General features: G+C 62.4%; 2 protein-coding genes. Both read right to left on the bottom strand.

Translation table 11 applies throughout. The features are described 5' to 3' along the window. Positions 1–10 precede the first annotated feature (10 nt). Positions 11–8,656, bottom strand: a complete 8,646-nt coding sequence (locus tag ACIPY9_RS21945; RefSeq protein WP_400706450.1) for an amino acid adenylation domain-containing protein — start codon at positions 8,654–8,656, stop codon at positions 11–13. A 1-nt stretch (position 8,657) separates the two neighbouring features. Further along, positions 8,658–12,221 (bottom strand): amino acid adenylation domain-containing protein (locus ACIPY9_RS21940; RefSeq protein WP_400706447.1); only part of this gene is annotated, 3,564 nt, incomplete at its 5' end.

Below are 12,221 nucleotides of genomic sequence, written 5' to 3'. Positions count from 1 at the left end.
GGGACGTTATCTACGGATGCGCTTTCAAGCGCGCACAGACGCTTTCCAGAAACTCATCCGCAATCACGATATTGTCGTGACGCTCACCCACCGTAACCGAGCAACTCAGGCCATTCACCGAACACTGCGCCTGAACCACGGCCTGAGCCTTGAGGATCTGATCCTGCTCACGGCTCTGCCCTGCCCACCAGCAATCGACCTTCACATCCAGCGTCTTGAGGGTGAAAGACTCACCCAACACGGCGTTGGCATGCAACAGTTTGTAGCCGGTTTCGATCTCGTCCTGAATGGCAATGTCCTGGAACACACTGCGCAGTTTTTCGGCATCGATACCGGCATCCAGGGCAACCTGATCGATGACCCGGTCAGCGATCTCGCGCTCATCCGTGAGCGTTGCCCTGGCGCTTTCGATCAATGCGACGACGCTGTCACGGGCCAGGCCCGGCACGAATGCCACCAGACTCTGGATCAGGCTCTGGAAGAGGTTCTGATCCTGATTCCGGGCCCGGACTTCAGGATCTTCTTCAATCCAGGTCAGGCCTGCCGACGCGGGCAACATCGAATCCACCAACGCCAGGAAGTTCACGGTGTCGCCGTCACGTTCCAACAGATGGGCAACATCGATGGCCAAGGCACCACCCAGCGACCAGCCCAGCAGGTTGTATGGGCCTGCAGGCTGGGTGAGCCTGATCTGCTCGACGTAGTAAGCGACCATTTCGTCCCATGACCGGTCGAACCAGCCCGGCACGACATAAGCCTTGTTGACCAGACCGTACACCGGGCGCTCTTCGCTCAGCCTGCCGGCCAGCGGGTAGTAGGAGTAAGTGCCACCGCCACCCGGCGGCAGACAGAACAACGGCGCCCGATCGGACTGGCAAGCGTTCATGCGGATCACCGCCGACTTGACCTTCGCCTCGCCTGCACGCAGGAAATCGGCCAGTTCGCCCAGGGTCTGCATCAACAGGAAGTCATGCAGCTTGATGGACACCTCGAACTCCTCGCGAATCCTTCCCGCCAGCGTGACCGCCAGCAACGAATGGCCACCCAGTGCGAAGAAGTTGTCATTGAGGCCAACCCGCTCGACTTTAAGCACATCCGCCCAGAGACGGGCCAGACGCTCTTCCAGATCGGTGCGCGGTGCGACATAACCCTGTTGCAACTGGCTGACATCGGGCTTGGGCAATGCCTTGCGATCCAGCTTGCCGTTGGCCGTCAGCGGCATGACCGGCACGGGTACCAGATGAGCTGGCACCATGTAATCCGGCAATACCGCCTTGAGATGCTCCCTCAATGCGTCACGCAGCCCATTGGCATCGCGGGAAGCGTCGCTGGCGACCCAGTAGGCCACCAGTTGCTTGCCGCTCGGGCCGTCCATATCGATCACATGCGCCTCGCGCACATCTGGATGCTCGTTCAACCGTGCCTCGATCTCACCCAGTTCGATGCGCAGCCCGCGGATCTTGACCTGATGGTCGATCCGCCCGGCATAGTCGATCACACCCTCCTCGTCGTAACGGGCCAGGTCGCCGGTACGATACAGACGCCCGCCACCCTGCTCGTCGAACGGATCGGGAACGAAGCGCTCGGCCGTCAGGGCCGCACGGTTGTGATAACCACGTGCCAGGCCGACACCGCCCAGATAAAGCTCGGCCGCGGCACCACGCGCCGCAGGCAACAGGCCGCCATCCAGGATATGTGTCTTGAGGTTATCGATCGGCTGACCGATCGGCACACTCAGGGTGTCTTCCGGCGTGCAGGTCCAGTGAGTCACGTCGATGGCTGCTTCAGTCGGGCCATACAGGTTGAACAGGCCTGCCTGTGGCAGACGCTTGAGAACCTGCGATGCCAGTTCGGCCGGCAAGGCTTCACCACTGCACACGACACGACGCAGGCTGTGGCAACTCTCCACCTGTTCGTGGGTCATGAACGCCTGCAACATCGAAGGAACAAAGTGCAGGGTCGTGACGTTGTGCTGGGCGATGGTCTGCACCAGACGCTCCGGATCCCGATGATCTCCCGGCAAGGCCATGGCCAGGCGTGCGCCGGTCAGTAGCGGCCAGAAGAACTCCCAGACCGATACATCGAAACTGAACGGTGTCTTCTGCAGCACGGTATCGCTGGCATCCAGCCCATAGGCCTTCTGCATCCAGTGCAGACGGTTGACCAGAGCCCGATGGCTATTGCCCGCACCCTTGGGTTGACCTGTGGAGCCGGAGGTATAGATCACATAGGCCAGGTTTTCCGGATAAGTCCGATTGACCGGGTTATCAAGGCTGTAACCCTCCAGCCAGTCACCCTCCTGATCCAGACACAGGCTCTGCACCCGGTCAGGCACCGGCAGGCGCTCCAGCAATGACGTCTGGGTCAGCAACAGATCAATGCCGCTGTCCTCCATCATGTAGGCCAGACGATCCTGCGGATAATCCGGATCCAGCGGCACATAAGCACCACCGGCCTTGAGAATCGCCAACAGGCCGATCACCAGTTCCAGGCTGCGTTCGATGCAGATGCCCACCAACGCATCCGGGCCAATGCCTTGCTCGCGCAGCTTGTGGGCCAGTTGATTGGCCCGGGCGTTCAGTTGCGCATAACTCAGTTGTTCGCTGCCGAAGATCAACGCCGGAGCATCAGGCGTTTTCACCACCTGAGCTTCGATCAGTGCCTGAATGCACTGATCGCCCGGGAATTCGGCGGCAGTGGCATTCCATTCGCGCAGGATCTGCCGCTGTTGTTCAGCGTCCAGCAAGGACAACTCGCCAATCGCCGCAGTCGGGTCCTGAACCAGTGCCTGCAAGAGGTGCTGGAAGTTGCTGGCCAGTTGGGTCACGGCCTCGTCATTGAAGTGCTGACGGTCATAACTCAAGCGCAACGACAGCGCTTCGCCCAGGTTCGCCACCAAGGTCAGCGGATAATGGGTCTGTTCCTGGTTGATCAGGCCGCTGAAAGCCAGTCCGTCCGGAGAAGCCTGCTGCAAGGCTTCAGACACCGGGTAGTTCTCGAACACAAGAATATTGTCGAACAGCGCTTCGCCTGCGGTGGCGGCCAGACGCTGGATTTCATAGAGCGGCGTATGTTCATGCTCGCGCAGGGCAATGTTTTTGGCCTGCACCTGTTGCACCCAGTCGGCCACCGTCTGCTCGGGGCGCGGGCTGGCGATCACCGGCAAGGTGTTGATGAACAGACCAAGCTGTTCCTCGACACCCGGCAGGTCCGCCGGACGCCCTGCCACGGTCGCACCGAAGGTCACGCTGGATTGACCGGTATAACGCTGCAACAGCAACAGCCACGCCGACTGCACCAGGGTGTTGAGCGTCACCCGCTGCTCGCGGGCAAAGTCGCTCAGGCGCTGGGTGCCTGTCGCATCGATCAGGTGGAAATAATCGCCATAGCCCTGGCCGCCTGCCGTGGACTTGAGGGCCTGAACCAGGCGGGTCGGCTCGTCCAGCCCGGCCACCTGGGCAGTCCAGAAGCGTTCGCTGACCTGGGCGTCCTGGCGTTGCAGCCATTCGATGTAGTCGCGATAACGACCGTTCTGCGCCGGCATCGGCTGGCCGCTGTAGCGTTGCAGCACTTCGCCCAGCAGGCGGGAACTGCTCCAGCCGTCCATCAGAATGTGGTGGCTGGTGTAAATCAGATGATGGGTGTTGTCGCCGGTGCGCAGGACCGCCAGACGCAACAGCGGACCTTGAGCCAGGTCGAAGCCCTTCTGCCGGTCAGCCTGCGCCCAGTCATTGAGCCAGGCCTCGGACTGGCCTCGGGCATCCAGCTCGACAAATGGCACGACAGCCTGGCGCTGCACCACTTGCAGCGAGCGCTCCAGATGGCTGACGAAACCACTGCGCAGCACTTCATGGGCATCCACGGTCGCCTGCCAGGCGGCCTGGAAGCGTCCGACGTCCAGCCCCGTGACATCGACCCGCATCTGGTTGATGTAGTTGCCCGCCTCTTCTTCAAAAAGAGTATGGAACAGCATGCCTTGCTGCATCGGGGACAGCGGGTAGATGTCTTCGATATCGCGAGGGTTGATCGACACGCGAGCCAGTTGCTTCTGGTTCAAGCCCGCCAGCGGGAAGTCGGACGGCGTCACCCCGGCTCCCCCTTCAGTGGTGCAGTGGGCAATCAGTTGTTGCAGCTCCTGCGCATATTCGTCGGCCAGACGCTGCACGGTGTCACGCTCGAAAACGGCGCCACTGAAACTCCAGCTCAGGCGCAGTTCACCGTTGTAAACCTGACCATTGATACTGATCGGTGCCGCGAGCGGAGCCTCGCTGCTCTGGGAGGCGCCACTGCCTTCGCCGGACGGTGCAAACAGCGCGTCACTGGCATCGAAGCTGCCATCGAACTGGCCCAGATAGTTGAAGACGATGCTGCCTTGCGCCAGTTGTTGCAGGCTCTGCCGGGCAGATTCCGTACCGAGGTAACGCAACACGCCGTAACCAATCCCCTTGTTCGGGATGGCCCGCAGTTGCTCCTTGATGGACATGATCGAATCGGCCAGCGCTGCATGCGGAGTGAGTCTTACCGGATACAGGCTGCTGAACCATCCCACGGTGCGGCTCAGGTCCACATCATCGAACAGGTCTTCACGGCCATGACCTTCCAGCTTGATCAAGGCATCCGGCTGACCGGTCCAGCGGCTGATCACACGGGCAAGTGCCGTCAGCAACAAGTCATTGATCTGGGTGCGATAGGCCGCGGGGGCCTCCTGCAACAACTGGCGGGTCAGTTCGCTGCTCAATTGAGTGGTTACGGAAGTGGCGTGTTTCTGCTGTTGACCACCGTCCGCATGATCGCTCGGCAAGGCATCGCTGACGTCCTGCAACTGCGCCTGCCAATACGCCAGTTCCTGCTCCAGCGCCGGGCTTTGGGCGTAGGCATGCAACTGCTCGGCCCAGGATTTGATCGAACTGGTCTTGGCCGGCAGCGCCAACGCCTTGCCGGTGTTCAGTGCGACATAGGCCTGTTGCAGGTCTTCCAGCAGCACCCGCCATGACACGCCGTCCACCACCAGGTGATGGATCACCAGCAGCAAACGCTGTTCGCCCTGAGGCAGGTTGACCAGCACCGCACGCAGCAACGGGCCGTTCTTCAGGTCCAGGCTGCGTTGCGCCTCGTCGGCCAGCTCGGTCAGGCGCGACAGGTCATTGAGTTCGTGTTCCCACAGCAGGTCACGGGTGTTCAGCGCCCCGAAGGTCGCCTGCCACTGGCCGTCCTGCTGGGCAAAGCCCAGGCGCAGGGCGTCATGCTGCTCGATCAGGGCCTGCAAGGCCGCCAGCAGATGGCTGGCCTCCAGAGCACGGGTCGGCTTGAGCATCACGGCCTGGTTCCAGTGATGGCGCTCGGGAATCTCCATCTCGAAGAAACGCGCCTGAATCGGCAGCAGCGGCAAGGTGCCGCTGACCTGCTCCACCACCGTAGCCGGTTTCTTCTGGATCAGTTTGGCCACCGTCGCCAGCTGGGCGATGGTCTGTTTCTCGAACAGTTGCTTGGGGTTCAGCTTCAGGCCCTGACGCTTGGCCCGGGCGATGATCTGCAGGCTGAGGATCGAGTCGCCGCCCAGCTCGAAGAAGTTGTCGGTGGTGCCGACCTTCTCCAGCTTCAGCACGTCGGCCCAGACCGCCGCGAGTTTTTCCTCGATCTCGCCCACCGGTGCGGTGTAACGCTGCTTGACCACACCCGGCTTGGGCAGGGCACGCTTGTCCAGCTTGCCGTTGGCGGTCAGCGGCAGGCGCTCCAGCACCACGAACTGCGCCGGTACCAGATACTCCGGCAGGCAGGCGGTCAGTTGCTCGCGCAGTGTTTCGACTTCAAGCGTCGTGCCTGCCGTCGCCACGCAATAGGCCACCAGTTGCAGGCGCGATTCGTCGCTTTCCAGCGGCAGCGCCAGCACCACGGCTTCGGCCACGCCGTCCAGACCTTGCAAGACCTGGCCGACTTCGCCTGGCTCGACCCTGTAACCGCGAATTTTCACCTGATCGTCGGCACGGCCCAGATACTCCAGAGCACCGTCCACCCAACGCGCCCGGTCACCGGCACGGTACAGACGCTCGCCATCGCCCTCAGGGTCCGGCACGAAACGTTCGGCGGTCATCGCTGCCCGCCCCAGATACCCCTGCGCCAGACCGCGACCGCCCAGGTACAGCTCACCGGCGACACGCTCGGCCATCGGGTTCAGCCAGGCATCCAGTACCCGTGCCTTGCCATTGGCCAGCGGCTGCCCCACCGGTACGCTGCGACAGGCATCCAGTTTTTCCTGCACTTCATGGGTCAGGATACCGACCGTGGTTTCGGTCGGGCCGTAATGGTTGACGATCCGGCAGCCCGGCTTGAGGTTCCTGATCTGCTCGATCAAAGCCCAGGAACTGGCTTCGCCACCCAGAATCAGCAACTGGCCCGGCAAGACATCGGCCGACTTCGCGGCCTGTAACAAACCTTGCAGATGGCTCGGGACGATCTTCAGCACGTCAACCCGATGCTCGGCCATGTAAGCGGCGAAGCCATCGGGATCGAACGCCTGTTCGTGGGACAACAGGTGCAGTTGACGACCGGACGCCAGGGCGCCGAACAGCAGCGTGTGCCCCAGGTCCGCCGCCACGGTGGACACCATGGCCATGCTCGCCCCGGCGCTCAGTGACAGGCGCTCCAGCACCGCTTGCAGGTAGTTGGCCAGCGCGCCATGGCTGATGACCACGCCCTTGGGCTGCCCGGTGGAACCGGAGGTGTAGATGATGTAGGCCGGTTGTTCCGGCAGCACCCGAATGTTCAGCGGGCTTGCATCGACATCGGCCCACAGGCTGGCGTCATAGGCCAGCTCCGGGCAGACGCCGAGGTTCGCGGCCTTGTCATCGCCACGGGCATGGATCAGCAGCACGGCAGCGCTGTCCTTGCTCAATTGCTGCAAGCGTTCGGCCGGCTGCTGAGTGTCCAGCGGCAAGTACACCGCGCCCAGCTTCAGCACGGCCAGCAGGCTGACCACCCACTCCACCGAACGATCCTGACACAGCGCAACGGTCATGCCCGCGGCAATGCCTTCGCCTTGCAGGTAACGGGCGAGCTGGTTGGATCGCTGTTCCAGTTCTTCATAGCTCAGCAGTTGCTGGCCCACACGCAACGCCGGTTTACCCTGACCGGTTTGCAGACCTTTCTGCCACAGGCTCAGGAAATCGGTGCTGACGAAGTCGGCTGCACGAGGTGTAACCGGGGCTGCAACGGCCAGAGGATGATCGGCCAGACGCTCGTCCGCATGCGCCACAAGCGTCTCCAGTACGCTGTGCAGCGATGCGGCAATACGCTCGATGGTCGAAGCCTCGAACAGGTCGGTGGCATAGGTGAAATAGCCACGCAGCCCGGATGGTGTGTCGGTGAAGTCAAAGGCCAGGTCGAAACGCGCATCGCCGCCGCCCATCGGGAACTCGGCCACGGTCAGCCCGGCGACGGAAGAACCGGTATCGCCCTCGTCGCCCGAATAGACGTGCTGGTTGATCTTGAACTGGAACAGCGGGTTGTGACCCAGGTTACGCTCAGGTGCCAGGGCGTCCACCAGATGCTCGAACGGCAGTTCCTGATGGGACTGCGCGCCCATCACCACGTTTTTCACCTGATCCAGCAACTCGACGAAGGTCTGGCGCTCATCCACCTGGATGCGCAGCACCTGGGTATTGATGAAGAAACCGATTAACCCTTCCAGCTCGCTGCGGGTACGGCCGGCATTCGGCGCACCGATGCGGATATCGGCCTGGCCGCTGTAACGCGACAACACCACCGACAGTGCTGCGAGGGTCAGCATGAAGACGGTCTGGCCGTTGTTGCGCGCCAGGGTCTTGAGCTGGGCAGACAGTCTTTCCGGCATATCGGCCCGCACGACCGCTCCGCGATAGCTCGGCTGGACCGGACGTTCATGATCCAGCGGCAGTTCCAGCAAGGGGTGCTCGGTGCCCAGTTGCTGTTTCCAGTATTCCAGTTGACGCTCGCCCTCCCCGGCTTCCAGCCAGGCGCGCTGCCAGATGGCGTAGTCGGCGTATTGAATCGCCAGGGGCGGCAATTGTGCTGCCTGCCCCGAAACCTGGGTCTGATAAAGCTGGACGAATTCGCGAATCAGCAGCTCACCCGACCAGCCATCAGACACCACGTGATGCATGCACACGGTCAGTACGTGCTCGGCCTCGTTGAGGCGGAACAGCTTGACCCGCAGCAACGTGCCGCTCAGCAGGTCGAAAGGTGCCTGCAGTTCGGCCTTGACCTGAGCCTCGACATCGCTGGAGGTGGCTGCTGCCACTTCCAGCGCGACCGCTGGCTGCTCAAGGATTTCCTGATGGAATTCACCGTCGACGGACACGAACCGGGTACGCAGGGTTTCATGACGCTGCACCAACAGATCGAGGGCCTGGGCCAGGCAGCGCTCATCCAGCGGGCCATTGAGGCGCACCGCCATCGGTACGTTGTAGGCGATGTTGCCCGGCTCCAGTTGCCAGAGGAACAACATGCGCTGCTGGGCATAGGACAGCGGGATGCGCGGCACGTCATGACGGGTCACGGCGATGGGCAGCAACCTGAAGCTCTGACCTGTCTCGCTCATCTTGGCGAGGATCTGGCGACGCTGCTCCACCGGCAGGCCCACGAAGCGCTGGGCGATACGTTCTGCTGCAGACTTTTCCATGTCAGATACCCGCCATTTCGTTCATCATTTTCTCGATATCGGACAAACCGTCCTCGGTCAGCGACAAACCGCTGTGCTCAAATGCCTGGATAAATTCGTTCAATTGCGGTTTCTCGAAAATAAGGCGCAGGGGTACATCGATCCCCAGGCTTGAATGGATTCTGGAAATGAGCTGAGCCGCCAGCAGCGAGTGGCCACCCAGCTCGAAGAAGTCATCGGTCAGGCCAACCCGCTCGACCTTGAGCACCTGAGCCCAGATATCGGCGATCTGCCGCTCCTGCTCGGAGACTGGTGCCACATGGGTACGCTGCAACTGGCTGGCATCGGGCTTGGGCAGCGCCTTGCGGTCCAGCTTGCCGTTCGGCGTGAGCGGCATCTGCTCCAGCCAGACAAAGTGGCTGGGTACCATGTAGTCCGGCAGGCCGGCACGCAGATGCGCCTTGAGTTCGTCACGCAGGGCATCCGGGGACTGAGCACCCTCTGCCGGTACCAGATAGGCCACCAGTTGCTTGCCGGCCGGACCGTCGATATCGATGACCACCCCTTCGTGAATATCGGCGTGTTCCAGGAGCCTGGCTTCGATTTCGCCCAGCTCGATGCGGAACCCGCGGATCTTCACCTGATGGTCCAGACGCCCGACGTATTCGATCACGCCATCGGCGTGATAGCGCGTCAGGTCGCCGGTGCGGTACAAGCGCGAACCGGGCGGCCCGAACGGATCGGGGATAAAACGTTCGGCGGTCAGCGCAGGTCGCTGGTGATAGCCGCGAGCCAGACCGTCGCCACCAATCAGCAACTCGCCCCGCGTGCCGATCGGCAACACATCGATCGCGTCGCTGACCACATGCAGTCGGGTATTGGCCAGTGGCCGACCCAGCCAGATATCGTCGCTACGGGTCAGGTAGTGGCGCGCCGACCAGACAGTGGTTTCCGTCGGGCCGTAGACGTTCCAGACATGCCCGGCCTGATCGATCAGTCGCTGGGCCAGCTCGACGCTCAAGGCCTCGCCGCCGCACAGCACGGTCTTGCCGTGCAAGGCACCTGCCGGCGCGCTGTCCAGCAGCATGCGCCAGGTCGAAGGCGTGGCCTGAATCACGCTGACGCCTTGTTGCCGGATCACCGCCAGCAAGGCTTGCGGGTCCTTGTTTTCATCGGGACGCAGCAACACCACCGAAGCGCCACGCAACAACGGCAGGTACAGCTCCAGCCCGGCGATATCGAACGACAGCGACGTCAGCGACAAGACCTTGTCTTCGGCCTTCAGCCCCGGCTGGTCGGCCATGCTGACGAGGAAGTTGACCAGTGCCCGATGGCCGATGGTCACGCCCTTGGGCAGGCCGGTCGAACCCGAGGTGTAGATCACGTAAGCCAGATTGTCCGGCCGGGCCTGACTGATCGGGTTGTTGTCGCTGTAACTTGCAAGCCACTCATCGCCCTGATCCAGACAGAGGCTCTGGACGCTATCCGGAATCGGCAGACGTTCGCGCAGAGCGATCTGGGTCAGCAGCAACTGCAGGCCACTGTCCTGAATCATGTAAGCCAGGCGGCCCTGAGGAAAATCCGGGTCCAGCGGCACATAGGCACCGCCTGCCTTGAGAATCGCCAGCAGCCCGATGACTTGTTCCAGGCTGCGCTGAACCGCAACGCCCACCAGCACATCCGGGCCGACGCCCAGTTCGCGCAGCTTGTGGGCCAAGCGATTGGCGCGGGCATTGAGCTGGCGATAGGTCAGTTGTTCGTTGCCCAACAGCAGCGCCGGGGCGTCCGGCGTGGCCTGAACCTGAGCCTCGATCAGGGCTGGCAGGCATTGCTCGCTCGGGTAAGCCGCCGCGCTGTCATTCCAGCCCTGCAGAATCAGCTGGCGCTCGGCCTCGCTCTGCATCGGCAGTTCGGCCACCCGCTGACGGGCATTGGCACTGATGGCACGCAGCAACGTCAGCCAATGATCGGCCATGCGTTCGATGGTGGTGCTGTCGAACAGCGCCGTGGCGTAGGTCAACCCCGCGCTCAGCCCTTCTGCATGCTCGGTCGTGCCCAGGCTCAGGTCGAACTGGGCCGCATGGCTGTCCGACTCGAGGCCTCTGATGCTCAGGCCCGACAGCTCGTGAACGTCGGCGCTGTTCTGGGTCTGGTGGTTGAACATCACCTGGAACAACGGGCTGTGGCTCAGACTGCGCTGTGGCTGCAAGGCCTCCACCAGTTGCTCGAACGGCAGCTCCTGATGAGCCTGGGCCTGCAAGGCCGTCTGTTTGACCTGCTGCAACAGCTCACTGAACGTGGTGTGCAGATCGAACTCGGCACGCAGCACCTGCGTGTTGACGAAGAACCCGATCAGCCCTTCGGTTTCGGCGCGGGTGCGGTTGGCAATCGGCACGCCCACCCGGATATCGTTCTGACCCGAATGACGATGCAGCAGGCTCTGGAACGAGGCCAATAACAGCATGAACAGCGTCACGCCTTCCTGGCGTGCCACGTTTCTCAGGCTGTCGACCAGAGCATTGTCCAGCTCTATGCCCAGACGTGCTCCGGCATGACTCTGCACCACGGGGCGCGGACGATCGGTCGGCAACTCCAGAATCGGTTGCTCGTCGCCCAGTTGCTCTTTCCAGTACGCCAGTTGTCGGGCCTGCTCGCCGGCTTCCATCCAGGTACGCTGCCACAGGGCGTAATCGGCGTATTGAATCGCCAGCTCCCCCAGATCGATCTCGCGCCCCTGGCTGTAACCTTCGTAGAGGCGCACCAGTTCGTCGACCATGATCGGCATCGACCAGCCATCGGACACGATATGGTGCTGGGTCAGGATCAGGACATGCTCGTTTTCGGCCAGATTCAGCAGCTTGACCCGCAGCAGCGGCCCTTGCTCCAGATTGAAGGCACGCTGCACTTCCTGCTGAACACAGGCTTCAAGTGTCTGGCCCGCCGGTACATGCTCGACAGGCAGCGTGAATACCGAGGCCGGATGCACGACCTGCACCGCCTGCTCACCGTCCTGGCGGAAAGTGGTGCGCAGGGTTTCATGACGCGCGATCAGGGCCGTGAAGCTCTGCTCCAGCGCGTCGATATCCAGAGCGCCGCTCAGGCGCAAGGCCGCCGGCATGTTGTAGGCCGTGCTGTCCGGCTCCAGTTGCCAGAGGAACCACTGGCGCTGCTGAGCGTAGGACAGGCCCAACGGCTGGTTGCGGTCCGCCTTCACGAAACCGGGAGCCTGACTCCCCTGCCCCTGATCCGCCGCCTGGGCAAAGCTGGCCAGACTCTGGGCTTCAAACAGGTGACGCAACGACAGCTCGACATTCAGTTGCTGGCGAATGCGGGAAATCACCTGGGTCGCCAGCAGCGAGTGACCACCCAGCTCGAAGAAGTTGTCGTTCAAACCGACCTGCTCGACCTTCAGCACGTCCGCCCAGATCGCTGCCAGTTGTTGCTCCAGCTCGCTCTCTGGTGCCACGTAGCCGTTCTGCAACTGGCTGGCATCCGGCTTCGGCAGGGCCTTGCGGTCCAGCTTGCCGTTGCCGGTCAGCGGCATCGCGTCCAGCACCACGAAATGGGTCGGCACCATGTACTCCGG

This window comes from Pseudomonas sp. NPDC089734 (assembly GCF_044748865.1).
Classification (GTDB): Bacteria; Pseudomonadota; Gammaproteobacteria; order Pseudomonadales; family Pseudomonadaceae; genus Aquipseudomonas.
This window is presented reverse-complemented; position numbering and strand designations above follow the sequence as displayed.